The sequence below is a fragment of the Enterococcus sp. AZ103 genome (assembly GCF_051714685.1).
In the GTDB taxonomy this organism is placed as follows: Bacteria; Bacillota; Bacilli; order Lactobacillales; family Enterococcaceae; genus Enterococcus_A; species Enterococcus_A alishanensis.
Genome location: NZ_JBIOSI010000001.1, coordinates 1,935,014 through 1,950,699, shown reverse-complemented (window position 1 = coordinate 1,950,699; position 15,686 = coordinate 1,935,014). Strand labels below are relative to the sequence as shown.

17 protein-coding genes and 1 riboswitch are annotated in these 15,686 nt (G+C 35.5%); of the genes, 1 reads left to right on the top strand and 16 read right to left on the bottom strand.

Going from position 1 to position 15,686, the window contains the following annotated elements; translation table 11 throughout:
* Nucleotides 1–126 precede the first annotated feature (126 nt).
* The 4 genes from cmk to ID741_RS09755 form a co-directional block, all read right to left on the bottom strand.
* Nucleotides 127–798 (bottom strand): (d)CMP kinase, encoded by a 672-nt coding sequence (gene cmk, locus ID741_RS09770; protein ID WP_438719836.1) that lies wholly within the window; start codon nt 796–798, stop codon nt 127–129.
* Nucleotides 799–883: 85 nt separating this feature from the next.
* On the bottom strand, nt 884–1,519 hold the full coding sequence (locus tag ID741_RS09765; protein ID WP_218325057.1) for an SAG1386/EF1546 family surface-associated protein: 636 nt from the start codon (nt 1,517–1,519) through the stop codon (nt 884–886).
* Nucleotides 1,520–1,585: 66 nt separating this feature from the next.
* The gene (locus ID741_RS09760) at nt 1,586–2,977 is read right to left on the bottom strand and encodes a RecQ family ATP-dependent DNA helicase (RefSeq protein WP_218325056.1); all 1,392 of its coding nucleotides are present in this window, start codon (nt 2,975–2,977) and stop codon (nt 1,586–1,588) included.
* A complete protein-coding gene (locus ID741_RS09755; RefSeq protein ID WP_218325055.1) occupies nt 2,968–3,966 on the bottom strand; it encodes a helix-turn-helix domain-containing protein in 999 nt (332 codons plus the stop codon). The genes ID741_RS09760 and ID741_RS09755 overlap by 10 nt, the downstream gene beginning before the upstream one ends.
* A gap of 23 nt (nt 3,967–3,989) precedes the next feature.
* Here ID741_RS09755 and ID741_RS09750 point away from each other — a divergent pair, with 23 nt between their 5' ends.
* Entirely contained in the window at nt 3,990–4,202 is a 213-nt protein-coding gene (locus ID741_RS09750) for a ferredoxin (protein ID WP_218325054.1), read from the top strand.
* 43 nt (nt 4,203–4,245) lie between these two features.
* On the opposite strand, the gene ID741_RS09745 is transcribed toward ID741_RS09750, so the two are convergent.
* From ID741_RS09745 to ID741_RS09690, 12 genes are all read right to left on the bottom strand, one after another.
* A complete protein-coding gene (locus ID741_RS09745; protein WP_218325053.1) occupies nt 4,246–4,842 on the bottom strand; it encodes an ECF transporter S component in 597 nt (198 codons plus the stop codon).
* A 118-nt stretch (nt 4,843–4,960) separates the two neighbouring features.
* A riboswitch (FMN riboswitch) is annotated at nt 4,961–5,081 on the bottom strand.
* A 66-nt stretch (nt 5,082–5,147) separates the two neighbouring features.
* A complete protein-coding gene (locus tag ID741_RS09740; protein ID WP_438719835.1) occupies nt 5,148–5,864 on the bottom strand; it encodes a pseudouridine synthase in 717 nt (238 codons plus the stop codon).
* A complete protein-coding gene (gene scpB, locus ID741_RS09735) occupies nt 5,865–6,446 on the bottom strand; it encodes an SMC-Scp complex subunit ScpB (RefSeq protein WP_218325051.1) in 582 nt (193 codons plus the stop codon).
* A complete protein-coding gene (locus ID741_RS09730; protein WP_438719834.1) occupies nt 6,439–7,188 on the bottom strand; it encodes a segregation/condensation protein A in 750 nt (249 codons plus the stop codon). The genes scpB and ID741_RS09730 overlap by 8 nt, the downstream gene beginning before the upstream one ends.
* Nucleotides 7,181–7,561 carry a GNAT family N-acetyltransferase gene (locus tag ID741_RS09725; RefSeq protein ID WP_438719833.1) on the bottom strand — a complete coding sequence of 127 codons (381 nt, stop codon included), beginning with the start codon at nt 7,559–7,561 and terminating at the stop codon, nt 7,181–7,183. Before ID741_RS09725 ends, ID741_RS09730 begins: the two co-directional genes overlap by 8 nt.
* 13 nt (nt 7,562–7,574) lie before the next feature.
* Nucleotides 7,575–8,465, bottom strand: a complete 891-nt coding sequence (gene xerD / locus ID741_RS09720; protein WP_218325048.1) for a site-specific tyrosine recombinase XerD — start codon at nt 8,463–8,465, stop codon at nt 7,575–7,577.
* A 90-nt stretch (nt 8,466–8,555) separates the two neighbouring features.
* Entirely contained in the window at nt 8,556–9,011 is a 456-nt protein-coding gene (gene fur / locus ID741_RS09715; protein WP_438719832.1) for a ferric iron uptake transcriptional regulator, read from the bottom strand.
* A gap of 109 nt (nt 9,012–9,120) precedes the next feature.
* Complete coding sequence (locus ID741_RS09710; protein ID WP_438719831.1) at nt 9,121–9,978, bottom strand: CvfB family protein; 858 nt, start codon at nt 9,976–9,978, stop codon at nt 9,121–9,123.
* A gap of 87 nt (nt 9,979–10,065) precedes the next feature.
* On the bottom strand, nt 10,066–11,661 hold the full coding sequence (locus tag ID741_RS09705; protein WP_438719830.1) for a cell division site-positioning protein MapZ family protein: 1,596 nt from the start codon (nt 11,659–11,661) through the stop codon (nt 10,066–10,068).
* Nucleotides 11,662–11,812: 151 nt separating this feature from the next.
* Nucleotides 11,813–12,922 (bottom strand): RNA polymerase sigma factor RpoD, encoded by a 1,110-nt coding sequence (gene rpoD / locus ID741_RS09700; protein ID WP_218325044.1) that lies wholly within the window; start codon nt 12,920–12,922, stop codon nt 11,813–11,815.
* Between the two features lie 20 nt (nt 12,923–12,942).
* Complete coding sequence (dnaG, locus tag ID741_RS09695) at nt 12,943–14,754, bottom strand: DNA primase (RefSeq protein WP_438719829.1); 1,812 nt, start codon at nt 14,752–14,754, stop codon at nt 12,943–12,945.
* Nucleotides 14,755–14,888: 134 nt separating this feature from the next.
* Nucleotides 14,889–15,518, bottom strand: a complete 630-nt coding sequence (locus tag ID741_RS09690; protein WP_218325042.1) for a lysozyme family protein — start codon at nt 15,516–15,518, stop codon at nt 14,889–14,891.
* Nucleotides 15,519–15,686 lie beyond the last annotated feature (168 nt).

Sequence of the window (15,686 nt, the reverse complement as noted above, 5' to 3'; positions counted from 1 at the left end):
ACCAACAATTCAATATATGAATAGACTACAATTACCATTTTAATTTATCTACAGGGAAAAATAAAGCGATTTCTCTTTTTTTCTTAAAATTTGTAAAAAATGATTTTACTTACGACAAAATTTTATTTAAAAGCCCTTTGCCATTACAATTTCTTTGATGCGTTTCACTACTTGTTCAATCGACATACCTGTTGTATCTACCAAAATAGCATCCTCAGCCTGTACTAAAGGTGACACTTCGCGATGAGAATCTAAATAATCCCGTTTTGAAATTGCTTCTTTTAATTCTTCAAAGCTAGCTGAAAAGCCTTTCGCCTGATTTTCAATAAACCGTCTTTGGGCACGTTCTTCCACACTAGCTACAAGAAAAATCTTTACTTCTGCATTTGGAAGAACCGTAGTCCCAATGTCTCTGCCATCCATCACAACGCCGCCAGTTTCTCCGAGTTTTTGCTGAATTTCAACTAGTTTTTCTCGAACCAATTGATGCGCAGCCACTTCTGAAACAGCTTGGGTTACCGCTTGTGATCGAATTTCTTCGGTAATATCACTTTGATTTACAAAAACACGTTGACCACCAGGTACTTGTTCAAAGCGAATCGGATATTCTTCAATCAATCCAACAATCTTTTTTTCATCCGAAAAAGCGACTTGATTGATCATTGCTAAATAGGTTACCGCTCGATACATTGCACCGGTATCAACGTAAATGAATTGATAATCCTTCGCTAGTATTTTTGCTACTGTACTTTTTCCTGATGAAGCTGGACCATCAATCGCAATTGAAATTTTTTTCATTTTTAAACTTCCCTTCAATAAATAGGGAGTTGTGACACGAGTTCTAAAAAACTCATACCACAACTCCATCATTCAGATTTAACTATTATTGGCTAATCACAATTTGTTGACCTGGATTAATTGGTGGATAGAATGAATCCCCTTGAATGGTAATCCCATTTAAAGCTGCGATTGTACTAATATCTACACCTGTTCGATTAGCTATTTGTTGCAAGCCTTCACCTGCTTGAACAGTTGTCGTATTTGCTCCCTCACCTGCTGGTGAAACATATTGCGACTGTTGACCAGCTACTGATTGTGATGCAGCCGCTTCCGATGACGCCGCAGCCTGTGAAGCAGCCGCTTGCTGTTGCTCTGCTTCTGACGAGGCAGAAGTGTCATCATCGCTTGATTCTTCTGTACTTGATTCTTCCGTACTTGATGTAGACGAAGCGGTAATGCTGCTTGATGACGAGCTTGCAGCAGTATTTCCTCCATCTCTAGTTATAAAAAAATAGGCAGCTGCCGGAATGGTAATCAGAGCCACTAACAAAATAACTAAAATAGTTAAAAATTTAGTATTGCCTCCACCATTTTTATTGTCTTTATTTCCTTCACTGTTTCTTCTTGCTTCACTCCGCGAAACTCGGTTCGTTGCAGTCTGACTTTCCTCAGACTCATATATATGTTGATCCCAAGGCTCGTTGCTTTCTGTTTGATTGTAACGGTCTTTTCTACTCACGCTTTGTACCTCCTCTTTAATATCGTTCAATATTATATCATAGCTTCAAAAAGAATGGCGTTTTTTTCAAATTTTCAAGGGATTTTTAAAAATTTTTTCTAAGATTTCTTGCCATGATTGTGGTTGGACTTTTTCTTGCAGATTATTTTCTACAGTTGTTAAAGTGGCACCATGATTGTCACAACAAGTCTTAGGAATCTTTTCTAACTTTTCGGCAAAGTAATTTGTCAGAAATTTTCTGCGACACTCAGTCTGTTGAACATAAGCCAACATAAAGCGGATTTGCTGTCTTTTTACTTGTTGGCGTTTTTCCAATAATGAAATAATTTGATCGCTTTGGTCAGGAAAATATGTTTCCCATTTTTTAATCAGAGGTAGTTCAATGAGCAATTCGGGATTTTGTTGTTTCATTTCATATAGTTTACGTACGTCATTAATTTGATCCTGGAGAAAGTAGTGAATTTTTTCATCATTATTTTCATATAGTAAAATAGCTTGTGCATGATGCCCATCACGACCAGCGCGACCGATTTCTTGTAGATAGTTCTCTGGTGAATCAGGTAAATCATAATGAATCACATACCTAATATTATTCTTGTTGATCCCCATCCCAAAAGCATTGGTGGCAAATAAAACTTTCAATTCATCTTGCTGAAACTGTTGCTGCAAGACCCGTCTTTCTTGTCCGCTTAAACCACCATGGTAAAAGGCAACAGGAAAATCATTTCTAAAAAGCTGGTATAGTGATTCTACTTGTTTACGAGTAGCACAATAAACAATTCCCGTACCAGACAAAGTTTCCAGTAGCTCTCTCAATTTAGTTTTTTTCTCTGCTTGAAACACAAAATAACTAATATTAGGGCGATCAACTGAATAAACAAAACTTTTTACTTGATGATGAAACAATAAGTGTTTGATATCTTCTCGTACATTTGGGGTCGCTGTTGCTGTTAAAGCCATGATTCGCGGTTGGGGTAATTGATGAATTCCTGCAGACAGCTTTAGATATTCTGGTCGAAAGTCAATCCCCCATTGTGAAATGCAGTGGGCTTCATCGACCACTACGAGTGAAATATTACTTGTTTTTAGTTGTGCCATTATTTTTTCTTGTAAAAACATCTCAGGACTCATAAAAATGAACTTATACTTTTTCATATTTTTAAGGACATAATCTTTTTCACTGTAAGAAAGAACACTATTCAAAGCGATCACGCGTTTTTCTCCAAGTTGCTGTAACTGATTGACTTGATCTTCCATTAATGAAATCAAGGGCGAAATAATAATTACTGTCCCAGGTAATAAATAACCGGCTAATTGATAACATAGAGATTTCCCTGTACCAGTCGGCAACATACCTAAGACCGGTTCCCCTTTTAAAACAGTCGAAATAATCTCAGCTTGTCCTGGACGAAACTCAGAATAACCAAAATACTGTTCTAGAGCCTTTTTTAATTCCATTGGCAATCCCTCAAATTTTTTATTTGCGATAAACGAAAATTCAAATAATTCTCCTGATAATTTTTATAACTTAAATCAATTACTTCCTCGAAATTTTTAGACTCTTTAAAATCAAGTAAAGTAAATTTTTCGAATGGAAAATTTTCATCACTAATTGCCCACTCGATAATATGATCATAATAGGTTCCAGTTTTAATACTTCTTTGTTGTAAGATTTCAGTTTCATTCAAATCAGCTAAAAATAAATCTCTAGTTTGCAACATACTTTGATTGCAATTTTGTTGTGAAAAATCACTTATTAATAAATCAATCTGGCTATTTGGAATTACTTTTTCAAGAAAAGAATCAATACATTGTTGTTGGAAAAGTACATTCCATGGTTCACTTTGCCACTCCTCAGCTAATAGCTGAAAAGCTACTTTCCCATCCTGATGATAGCCACTTAATTGATTCGCTAGAAAATCAGCTTGGTTCTGGGGCATTTGTGAAAAGATTTTCTCTAGTTCAGCCAGCAATAGTCCGATTAAATTACTGTCTGCATTTTTCAGCCATTTTTTTAACTGATAGACTGCTTCGGGTCTTTGTTCAATTGGCGTATATTTTTTTTGACGAACACTGATAAAGCTAATAACTTGAACCGCAAATAATATGAGCCGCCACATCTCTATTCGCATCCGCCCAAATCTAAAACCATCTAATTGTGTCAACTGTTTTAATTGGACTACTTCAGTTAAAGCTTGCTGTCCTAGATCAGTTATTTTTCCAAACTCATCATTCATTTCAATATAATTAAGTTGCAATAATTTTTTGATTACTTGATTAAATACCGCTTTCTCTAGTGAAGGCAAACTACCTAAAAAAACTAAAATTTGATGAAAGTACCCGAAAATAAGGACCGAACTAGTTCTTTTCCCAGTCAATAAATGATAAATGCTAGATACTCTTAACTTGTGGCCTGAACGAAATAACGTTAAAATAAACAAAGTCATATAGATACTCCTTGAGGTGAAAAATGAAAGCAGAAATATTTCCAGAGCGCTGCATTGCTTGCGGACTCTGTCAAACGATTGCACCAGAAGTTTTTGACTATCGTGATGATGGAATCATCATTTTTTCTGGTGAAGAAAAAGCCCGACAACAATTTATTCCTGAAAAATCGCAAAAAGACGTTCGGCTAGCAGCAAAAAGATGCCCAGCTTACGCGATTTCTTACGATTCACTATAACACAAAAATGGACTAGCCAAAATATCATGGCTAGTCCTTTTATTTAAATAGAGTGATGGGAATGGCTACTAAAACTCTTCTTACTTAACCATGGTAATAGTTTCGCATGAAGTATTACAAAAGCGCTGCTGACAATGATACCTTTTAAAATATTAAATGGCACAATACCCACCAATACGTAACGACCTAAACTCATACCTAACATTTGTCCAGCTGATAAGCCAAATGCTTTTAAATAAAGTGGTGTGATAACAAAATAGTTAGCCACGCTCATGAATAAAGTCATCGCCAAAATCCCTAAAGCTAAACCAGAAAATTTTCGACTAAATTTATTTTTATTATATAATGCAAAAATTGGTAACGTATAAATAGTAGTGGCAAAGAAACTAGCAAAATCTCCAATCATATTATCAAAGGAAAAGCCAGTCATAGTTAAATGCAGCAACGATCTGATTAACGCTGTCGCAATCCCAGTAATTGGTCCAAATAAGAACATATTAATTAAAATAGGAATATCACTAAAATCCAACTTTAAAAAGGGGAAAATTGGAATTAAGGGAAAAGCGATAAATTGCAAAATCAATCCCATTGCTCCTGCTACTGCTACTGCTGTCATCTTTTGTAACTTTAAGTTCTTCATTTGACATCCTCCAAGATTCAGGAATCATCTTCAACGAACCACTCGAATTTGAAAGTACAAAAAAACTCTATGCTTCAGAAAAAAGCATAGAGTTACTTGAATTTCACACTCAAATAAGCCCTATCTTCTTTATCCAGACTGTACTGTCGGTATCGGATTTACACCGATTCGGCTGCGTAAACGCAGTTCGTGGACTATTACCACCGGTCGGGATTTTCACCCTGCCCCTGAAGACGAACCTTAAAATTATTTTTATTTACAATACAAATATAGCACAACACTAACAAAATACAAGTAAAAAGTTTTTATTTTGCTTGATGCAACAAATTTTTGATTTCTTTTGCGTTTAAGCGACGATACTCACCTGGTTTTAAACCTTTTAATGTAAGTTCACCATATTTTTCACGTTTTAGCTTTTGAACAGGTAGACCAACAGCTTGTAACATATTTTTCACTTGATGATTACGCCCTTCATGAATAGTCAGCTCTACGATACTCGTCTCAGATTTTTTATCACTTGAAATAATATCGTAACGTGCGGGTGCTGTTTTTTTGCCTTCCAACACAATTCCTTTTGTCAAAGGATATAGATTCTTTTGATCAGCTATACCTTTAACTTTTGCTACATATACTTTATCGATTTGATGTTTAGGATGGGCTAATTTTTGTGAAAAATCCCCATCATTGGTTAAAATTAAAATTCCTGATGTATCATAATCTAAACGACCCACTGGATAAATTCTTTCAGTCACTTCTGGGAAAAAATCAGTGACTACTCGACGATTTTTATCATCTGTGACAGCAGAAATCACGCCGCGCGGTTTGTAAAATAAATAATAAACCGGTTCTTCTTGGTAGATGGGTACACCATCAACTTCTACCACATCTTTTTTACCAACCTTTGTGCCTAACTCGGTAATAACTTCTCCATTGACCTTAACTCTGCCATTGGAAATAATTTCCTCGGCTTTTCTACGAGAAGCAACTCCCGCGTGTGCAATTACTTTTTGTAATCTTTCCATCTATATATTCTCCTCTTTTAACCGGTCAAAAAACAAATCCAGTGGAACTTCTTCTTCGGAAGATAAATCATCCTCCATTTTTTCAACATCTGGCAATTCACTTAAATCTTTTAAACCGAAATAATCCATAAAACGCTCATTTGTACCATATAAAATCGCTCGACCAGGCCCTTCCACACGACCTTTTTCTTCAATTAAATGCCTTGATACCAAAGTTTGAACTGCTCCACTAGATTGAACCCCTCGCATTTCATCAATCTGTACACGACTGATTGGTTGTTTGTATGCAATAATAGATAAAGTTTCTAAAGCTGCTTGGCTCAATTTGTTCACTAATGGAGAACGTGCAAAAGTTTTTAACAATGGCGCACATTCTTTTTTGGTGGTTAACACAAAATGACTGCCCACCTCCAAAACAGTTAATGCTCGATTCGGATCTGCTTGATATGCTGCTGTTAACGATTCAATCAGCTGATAGGTTTCAGCCGTTGATATTTTTAAATTGTATGAAAGCTCATCTAAGCCAATACCTTCTTGACCAACAACAAAAAGCAAAGCTTCAACTTGACTTAATTTATTCATCTGAAACTCCTTTGTAGACTAAAATTGGATCGTAATTTTTAATTTGTTTTGCCGTTGCTTGCCCATTTTTCATCAATTCCAATAACGCCATAAAAGTCGTCACCATTTCATCTTTTGTATAGTTTTGAAAAAAGTTCTCCAAAGGAAGCCCTTCATCCGAGTTTAATTCATCTAACTTAAAACGAATTTGATTTACTTTCTCCTCAATTGTGATGGTTTCACCACTAACAACAGAATCTTGTGGGCGGTTTAATTTTTTTCTTTGCAAAACATCATGCATCGCTAAAAACAAATCAATCGTATTGACTTGATTTGCCGGTAGTAAGGTATTATTTTCCTTGTAATCTGATAAATCCATTGGTTCTTTAGAAAAATATTGACCGCGTTCAGTTGCCTTTTCAGACAATAAATTCGCCGCGTATTTATATTTTCGATATTCTAATAACTGTTGTACCAAAGCCTCTCGCGGATCTTCTTCATAGAGATCATCCTCACCTAAAGAAACTTCTACTTTCGGCAATAACATTTGGCTTTTAATGGACATTAATGTCGCAGCCATCACGATGTATTCTCCGGCAACTTCTAATTCCAAAGTTTTCATTGTGTGAATAAAATCCATATATTGTTCAGTTACTTGAGTAATTGGAATATCATAAATATCAATTTCTAACTGCTGAATTAAATGTAAAAGTAAATCCAAAGGACCTTCAAAAACATCTAATTTTAAACTAATTTCACTCATTTGTTGCTTCCTTTTTACTTTCATGCCAATGACTTAAGAAATCGGCCGTAGTCTTTGTTGCTAAGATTTTTTGACCAGGAAATAAAAATTGTAATTCATCTAACATTTGAAAACCAATGCGTTCACCACGATAAGACGGATTTAAACTAATATCTTGCAAAACGATTTCATTATCGTTCTCAATGCTAATCCCGATTAGTCCTTGAACATTAGCAGATTCACCTTCATGATAGTAACAAAATAATTGGTAATTATTATCTTCTTCATAAGTATCTAATTCTTTTAAAAGATGCTGTTGCTCTTTTAAATTTTGATGGAAGCTTAAAAGTCCCATCGCAATTTTTCTTTGGTTTTTTCGATACCTAGTAATCATATAAACTCCTTTATTAAGCCCTAGGAAAATGCTCCTTATAGACTTCTGTCATTCGTCGTTTTGTGATATGTGTGTAAATCTGAGTTGTCGAAATATCCGAATGACCTAATAATTCTTGAACAGTTCTTAAATCAGCACCATTTTCTAACAAATGAGTCGCAAAACTATGTCGTAAAGTATGGGGCGTGACATCTTTTATAATTCCGGCTTTTAGAACCCAAACTTTCAGGTTTTTCCAAATACCTTGTCGGCTCAATCCACTGCCATGATTATTGACAAACAAATGATTCTCTTGGGGTCTTTTTTTCGTTAATAAAGGTCTGGATTCCGCTAAATATCGCTCAATCCAATGAATCGCATAATCTCCCAACGGAACAATCCTTTCTTTATCTCCTTTACCCAAGGTTTGTAAAAGTCCCATCTCTAAATGGATATCGCCCATTTTCAAGCCAATCAATTCACTCACCCGCAATCCTGTTGCGTACATCACTTCTAGAATCGCCCGGTCTCTAATACCTAAAGTTGTTGTTGTATCAGGCGTAGCAATCAGTTTTTCAACTTCTTGCAAGGAAAGTGTTTGAGGTAATTTTTGAGTTTTTTTAGGACTTTCAATATGCTGCATAGGATCATGATCAGTAAATCGTTCTTGCCGTAAGTATTGATGAAACCGACGTAAACTAGAAATCATGCGAGTAACAGTCGCCGATGCTTTATTCAGTTGATTTAAATGTGCTAAAAAAGCCACTACTGTATAACGATCGACAGCTTGCCAATCGGAAATACCAGCCTCATTCAAAAAGGCTAAATACTGTTTTAAATCTCTTTGATAACTGCTTTTAGTATTGGCAGAAAGGCCTCGTTCGATCGTCAAATAATGTAAATATTCAATGATTTGTTCTTCCATCGTTTCACCACTTTCGCTTTATCATACCAAAAAGTCCCTTAAAATGATACACGTATCAACTAAGGGACTCAAGCTTTTCTAATCAAAAAACTATTTATTGTTTTTATTTTGACAATCCGAGCAAATACCGTGAAAAGTCAACCGGTGATCCTTCACGATAAAATGATACCGTGACTCGACTACTTGTTCAACTTCTCCCAGCAAGTCCTCTTCTATTTCTTCGATGTTTCCACATTCCAAACAAAGTAAATGGTGATGAAAATGTGCGGCTCCTTCTTTTCTCAGATCATAACGAGCCAAACCATCATCAAAACTGACCTTATTAACAATATGCAAATCAGTCAATATTTCCAAAGTCCGATAAACTGTTGCTAAACCAATTTCAGGGCTTTTCTTCTTAACTAGAAAATAAATTTCTTCAGCCGACAAATGATCTTTTTCATTTTCTAACAAGACAATCACAACAGATTCTCTTTGGGGAGTTAATTTAAATCCTGAATCATGGAGTTGTTTTTTTGTTTTTTGTAGAGCTAAAACGGTATTCATTGAGAACCTCCCTGCTAATTTATAATCATTATAAACAAAATATTTGGTTTTCGTGATTAGTTTAGAATAAGTATAATTTATATTCTTCATTAACACAAGCTATTCTCAATTAGTTTTTTAAGTAAATTTGATTATCTCGTTGTTCAATTTTTTTAGCTTTTAATAAAGCGCCAATTGCTCGTTTAAATTGTCCTTTACTGATACCAAATGCCGCTTTAATTTCATCAGGACCTGATTTGTCTCCATAAGGCAACATTTTATTTTCGCTTCGTTCTAGCATTGCTAACAACATCCCCGCATCACCGTCAATCATTTCATGACTACGAGGCTTAAGAGATATATTTAACATATTATCATGAGCAGCCAAGCCAACGACACGTCCTTCGATGACTTCACCAAGACGAGGTTCATTATATCGTTCAGATGGATGGATGAAACCTAAATATAAATCATCCGTAATTAAAAATGTTCCAGCAACTTTTAATCGATATACTGTTCCTTTTACATCTTTATTTTTCATTTCAGCAGTGCCTTTACGAGCCATTGCATGAAATACATTCTCATCAGCTAAAGTTCCCCACATACGATCCTTATCATCGACACGTAAAGTAATCATCAGACGATCATCTTTTTTGGGCCATAATTCTTTCATAGTCGGTAATTCATCTAATGAAACAACTACGTCCTTATCAGGCAAACCGATATTAACGAATACACCCAAGTCTTTACGCACACCAATCACTTCAGCAAAACCATATTGCCCATTTTTAATAGCTGGAATTTCTGTTGTAAAAGCCCCCTGTTTTTTTTGATTCACATAAGCAAATCCCTCTACTGGATCACCAATCTTGTGCTCTCCTTCTGTTTTCGCTAATTGAAAAGTGACACCATTTTTTTGCACAAAATAAGCTTCTTCATTTTCGTCTGTAATCAAGCCAGTAAAGACTTGACCTAATAAATCGTTCATTTATTTTCTCCTTTTCAAACGAAAGGAACTGCAACACAAGTGAAACTTCACTGATGTTACAGCTCTTTTCAATTCATTTTTACTATTTTAGCTTCTGCTTCCGCCGCCGCCATTTCCCTTAAACCAACCAGTTTTACAATTAACAGTTACAACATACATTGGTAAATCAGCGGACGTATATCCTTTAGTTAAATCGGATTGATTGTTAGTTGCAAATAAATTGTAATATCCTTCGTCACCTTGAATTTGAACTGGTACAAGTGAATAACCACCCTCAGTAACATAACCACGATCAATTACTGTTTGCAAGAATTTTTCGCGCACACCACTATTCCAAGACCAAGCACTATTACCAGAATCTGCAACTTGACTTTGGTTTGTTGACATAATAGGTTGATTATTACCGCTCATACTATATGAGGGTGAACTTGTTGAAGATTCACTACTTGAAGTAGTTTCTTCCTCTTTCTCAGCACGACTTGCTGATTCACTGGCAGCAGTTTCCCATTCGGTTAAAGTTTGGTTTACTTCTGCCAATTGATTAACTTGATCTGTGATGAGTTCTTGATTTGGAACAGTTCCAGCTTTTTGCATTGTTGCATTATAAGTCGAACGAGTAGCTGTACTTGCAACTGTACCATTAGTAATAAGAGTACTTACAGAATTCCTCAAATCAATAATTTGATCATACTGCGTTTTAGCTTGATTAATTGCTTCATTTAACAAATCGTTAAACTGGTTATCTTTTGTATCAACAGTTAGAGTAACATCTTCTGCTGCTTTTAATTTTAAATCGCTCGCTAAGATGTCACCGTTAATTGCCGTAGATGTAAATAGATTGTTAACTGCTTGAACATCTTTTTGTTTTGCTGTTAAAGTATCATAACTATTTTTTAATTCTTTATAACGGTCATTCTTTTTATATTGATTAATCTCTTCTGCAATTTTAGCTGTGTTAGTATCGACTTTATCAACTTTTAGAAAGACTTGCTTACTATTAGTATAAAAATCAGTTATTTCTGCTTCAATTTCGTCAATTGCTTGATTATTTTTTTTATCAGCCGCAGCTTTCTCTGCTGCGGCTTCTTCTGCCGCTTGATCCTGTTGGTAAGAGTAGTAATAACCACCTCCACCTAATAGTGCTACTAAAATAACTGCAGCTATCGCAATGTTGCGACCTTTTTTTCCTTTTTTAGGCGGTTCTTGATTGCTTTCTTTATGACTCTCCAACGAACGAGTTTTGTCCGCTGCTGCCTTGGCCTGCTCTGCTGCGATAACTTTGGCTTGCTCAGCTTCAATTAGTGCTTTTCTTTCAGCTTCGGCCTTTTCTTCAGCACTTGACTTTTCTTTTAACTTTTCCGATTCTTCTTTATGTTCTCGGATATATTGTTCCAAAATTGGATTGGTTCTGTCAAAAGATGCTTCCGTTTCAGGTAAATGTTCCGCTTTCTTTTCGACAATTTTTAATTCATCTTGAGAACCTTCGTTATCTTCAGGTGATTCATCGTTTGTAGCACTAAACATTTCCTTAACCGAATCAATCGGCATAGATGCTAACTCTGACCACTCAATTTCATCATTTTTTTTCGCTCTATCATTTTTGGCGGTTAACTCAAAACCACAGTTTGGACAAATAGCTCTGCCATCAACGGGTTCAAAACCGCAATTGGGACATTTATGCAATGAAATCTGCTCCTTTTTTTCATTCTTACTGTTAAATTTATCATATCCTCTACCAAGGTAAAAGATGTTTTGCTAGATTTCTATAAATTTAATATTTGAATAAAAAAAATGAAGCAACAGATAATAATATCCATGCTCCATTTTTGATCTTTTATTCTAAGAAATCTTTTAATTGTTTTGAGCGAGATGGATGACGTAATTTTCTTAAAGCTTTTGCCTCAATTTGTCGAATCCGTTCTCTTGTTACACCGAATACCCGACCTACTTCTTCTAACGTACGAGTTCTGCCGTCATCTAAACCAAAACGCAATCGCAAAACATTTTCTTCACGATCAGTTAAGGTGTCTAACACATCTTCTAATTGTTCTTTTAACATTTCAGATGCTGCATGTTCAGCCGGACTAGTAGCCTCCTGGTCTTCAATAAAATCACCTAAGTGTGAATCATCTTCTTCACCAATCGGTGTTTCCAAAGATACTGGCTCTTGCGCAATTTTTAGAATTTCACGAACTTTTTCAGTTGGTAAATCCATTTCCGCTCCAATTTCTTCTGGTGTCGGTTCGCGACCTAAATCTTGAAGTAATTGACGTTGTACTCGGATTAATTTATTAATGGTTTCGACCATATGCACTGGAATTCGAATCGTTCTTGCTTGGTCAGCAATCGCACGTGTAATTGCTTGACGAATCCACCAAGTAGCATAAGTTGAGAATTTAAATCCTTTACGGTAATCAAATTTTTCAACGGCCTTCATTAAGCCCATATTCCCTTCTTGAATTAAATCAAGAAATTGCATGCCCCGACCGACATAACGTTTGGCAATACTTACCACTAAACGTAAGTTGGCTTCGGCTAATTTTTGTTTAGCTTCTTGGTCACCTTGTTCAATTAATAATGCTAACTCAACTTCTTCTTGAGCTGTTAATAATGAAACACGACCAATCTCTTTTAAATACATACGAACGGGGTCATTAATTTTTACACCTGTTGGTGCAGATAAATCTTCATTTTTTGCTTTTTCAGCTGTTTTTTCTTGTGTTTTCAAGCTGGCTTTAGAAGGTTCGCCGTTTTCATCAACGACACTAATCCCAGCATCTTCCACTTTTTGGATCAATATATCCATTTCTTCAGCGTTCAAAGCATAAGGTGTCGCCATTTTGTTGGTTAATTCATCATAAACCACTTGTCCCAATGGTTTCTTTTCCTTAATAAAGGCTTGTAATCTTTTTTGATACTCTTTGTTTTCTGTTTTGTTTGCCATACAAAATGCCCCTTTCACTTCTAGGCTTGTTTCAAGCGCTTAGTCAGTTCAATAATTTGAACCGTTAATTCCAATTCTTTTTGTTGATTGCCGGTTTTTCTGGCTTCAAGCTGCTCTAATTGTCGTTTTTTGATTTCTTCAGCTAGGCCAGTCAGCGCAATAACTTTTTTCAAATCAGAAATTTCCCGTTCATTACTATCTTGTGACATAGGTATTATGGAGATGTCGACGATCAATTGCTTCATCCCATCATCCTTTAAATAATTCAAGAAATCCGCTAAAATAAAATTCCCATGAACTATCATATAACTATCGATATAAAGAAGCAATTCCTGATATTGATCGTGTACAAATTGAAATCCGCCAGCGATTAGTTCTTCTCTCACCATCGGCTCATTCATACTACGATAAATTAACATTTGTTCAGCCTTTTCTGTTTGAGATAGCTGCTGAACTGCTACTTGTGGTGCACTTTGTACATTGGTTTGACGCCGTTCATTACGCACCTGGTTTCTTGCCAATTGTAGTTGTTGTTTCAAGCTATCTTTTGATAACTGAAAATTATCTGCTAATTGACTTAAATATAAATCCTGCTCAACCGGTGACTGAACTTTTGCTAAATCCTGCATCAACTCGTTTAAATAAGTCAACAGATCATTTTCATTATCTAAGTTCAAGCCTTTTTTGTAATAATTCATCTTAAAAACAAAAGGTGTTTGCCGGCCATGCTGAAATAAATTTTGTAATGCTTCAGCACCATATTTTTTTAAATATTCATCTGGATCTAATTGTTCTGGAATGGTAACAGCAGAAACATTTATTCGAGAGTGATTACTAAAACTAGTGATGGCTCGTTCGGTTGCCGCCATTCCAGGCGAATCACCATCATAAGCAATGATTACCTGATTTGTGATTCGTTCAATCGCCGCCATTTGTTGTTCGGTCAAACTTGTACCCATTGAAGCTAACCCCGTTTTAATACCAGCTCGCCAAGCAGCAATCACATCCATAAAACCTTCAAACAAGATTGCTTCGCCTTGTTTACGAATCTCATTCCGAGCTTTATCAAAATTAAAAAGCACGACTCGCTTGTTAAATAACTCAGTTTCAGGGGAATTCAGGTATTTTGGCTGATCCTCACCAGGATATTCTGCTGTTTTTAGCAACCGTCCTGAAAAACCGATTGTTTTTCCACGAAAATCATTTAAAGGAAACATGACCCTCTGGTAAAAACGATCAACAAAACTACCATCCTCTCGCCGAATAAATAAACCACTGCGTTCCATAATGTCATCAGAAAAACCTTCACGACGACTAATCTGCACTAAAAAATCCCGTTGATTTGGCGCAAAGCCTAACTTAAATTCTTCAATGATTGAATCATCTAATCCGCGTTGCTGCAGATAGTCTAATGCTGCCTCACCGACTGCTGTGTTTATTAACATATGATTGTAAAGATCACGAGCTTTTTCATGAAGCGTAATTAATTTTTTTTGATCTGAATTTTCGACCACTTCTGTCTGTGGGTTGATATTTAATTGTAACGGAATTTGTTCCATTTCAGCAACTTTTTGAACCGATTCAGGAAAACTAATTCCTTCAATCTCCTGTAAAAAAGTAAAGACATTTCCACCTTTTCCACAGCCAAAGCAATGAAAGATCTGTTTGTCTTCTGCTACTGAAAATGAGGGGGTCTTTTCTTCATGAAAAGGACACAATCCAGAATAATTTTTTCCAGATTTTTTCAATTGAACATATTGACCAATTACTTCGACAATATTGGTTTTTTCCCTAACATCATCAATTACTTCCTGAGGAATTCTCTGTGCCATACCCATCACCCCTATCTTTAAAAGAATAACAGCCACAAAAATCGCCCTAATTCAAAAACTAATCAGCGCGACTCAAAGACACAAATATACATTTATCATTTTATCAGATTCCAAAAAAATTTCAAGCATTACGCTTACTTTTGCATTGGAGCAAAAAAATCTAGAATCTTACGGTTCATCTCAACGATTTCAGCATAAAACATATTGCCACCATTACGATACAAATAACCACCATTATACATCAAGGACTGAATTTTCATGTAGCGATACTGAGACTGATCTGTATTACCCATACCTGGTGATAACACATCCCGCGAATAATTTTCAGCCAAACTAACAGTATTTTCACCACCATTTTCTTTGACGTAATCGATGTATTTAAAACCAAAATTATAGGCTTGAATAGCAGTAGATAAATCACAACCGGCAGCCTCCGCTAATTTTAAACTTTCAGCAAAATGACTAACACCTTGTTTCAAGCTTTCTTCTTGGCTAGATATTTGCCCAGTTGTTCCATAAGCACTTTCAGAGCTCTGCATTAAATCTGTTCCACGACCTTTTGATTCAGTATACATAATACCTAAGATCGTGTCGGTGTATTCTTCAATACCTTCATCTGCAGCAATTTCACTAACTTCTGAGCGATAGGCATTAACTGTTTTTGTAAATTGAAACGTGCGATAAAATAGAATTCCTGCAACTATTAAAACGCCCATTAATATGAAAATAACGAATCCCTTAAAAAAATTTTTAATTTTTCTCATTGATAACCATCCAACTAAATTTCTTATGACTTACATAGTACAAGAAGCTACGAAGATAAAAAAGTAAACTTCGACAGTTTTATATTTCTTTAAACTATTATTATTCAATCTTTAATTATTGTAAGGTGCTCTCTTTTTAATTGCATTGTAAACATAGAAATCGTTATA

Bases quoted from the DNA above. Each gene is read 5' to 3' on its own strand.
- ID741_RS09725 (WP_438719833.1), bottom strand. From the start codon at position 7,561: ATGATTACTAGGTATCGAAAAAACCAAAGAAAAATTGCGATGGGACTT.
- ID741_RS09740 (WP_438719835.1), bottom strand. From the start codon at position 5,864: ATGGAAAGATTACAAAAAGTAATTGCACACGCGGGAGTTGCTTCTCGT.
- ID741_RS09730 (WP_438719834.1), bottom strand. From the start codon at position 7,188: ATGAGTGAAATTAGTTTAAAATTAGATGTTTTTGAAGGTCCTTTGGAT.
- ID741_RS09710 (WP_438719831.1), bottom strand. From the start codon at position 9,978: ATGAACGATTTATTAGGTCAAGTCTTTACTGGCTTGATTACAGACGAA.
- ID741_RS09760 (WP_218325056.1), bottom strand. From the start codon at position 2,977: ATGGAATTAAAAAAGGCTCTAGAACAGTATTTTGGTTATTCTGAGTTT.
- rpoD (WP_218325044.1), bottom strand. From the start codon at position 12,922: ATGGCAAACAAAACAGAAAACAAAGAGTATCAAAAAAGATTACAAGCC.
- scpB (WP_218325051.1), bottom strand. From the start codon at position 6,446: ATGAATAAATTAAGTCAAGTTGAAGCTTTGCTTTTTGTTGTTGGTCAA.
- xerD (WP_218325048.1), bottom strand. From the start codon at position 8,465: ATGGAAGAACAAATCATTGAATATTTACATTATTTGACGATCGAACGA.
- ID741_RS09690 (WP_218325042.1), bottom strand. From the start codon at position 15,518: ATGAGAAAAATTAAAAATTTTTTTAAGGGATTCGTTATTTTCATATTA.
- ID741_RS09755 (WP_218325055.1), bottom strand. From the start codon at position 3,966: ATGACTTTGTTTATTTTAACGTTATTTCGTTCAGGCCACAAGTTAAGA.
- cmk (WP_438719836.1), bottom strand. From the start codon at position 798: ATGAAAAAAATTTCAATTGCGATTGATGGTCCAGCTTCATCAGGAAAA.
- ID741_RS09745 (WP_218325053.1), bottom strand. From the start codon at position 4,842: ATGAAGAACTTAAAGTTACAAAAGATGACAGCAGTAGCAGTAGCAGGA.
- ID741_RS09750 (WP_218325054.1), top strand. From the start codon at position 3,990: ATGAAAGCAGAAATATTTCCAGAGCGCTGCATTGCTTGCGGACTCTGT.
- fur (WP_438719832.1), bottom strand. From the start codon at position 9,011: ATGAATACCGTTTTAGCTCTACAAAAAACAAAAAAACAACTCCATGAT.
- dnaG (WP_438719829.1), bottom strand. From the start codon at position 14,754: ATGGCACAGAGAATTCCTCAGGAAGTAATTGATGATGTTAGGGAAAAA.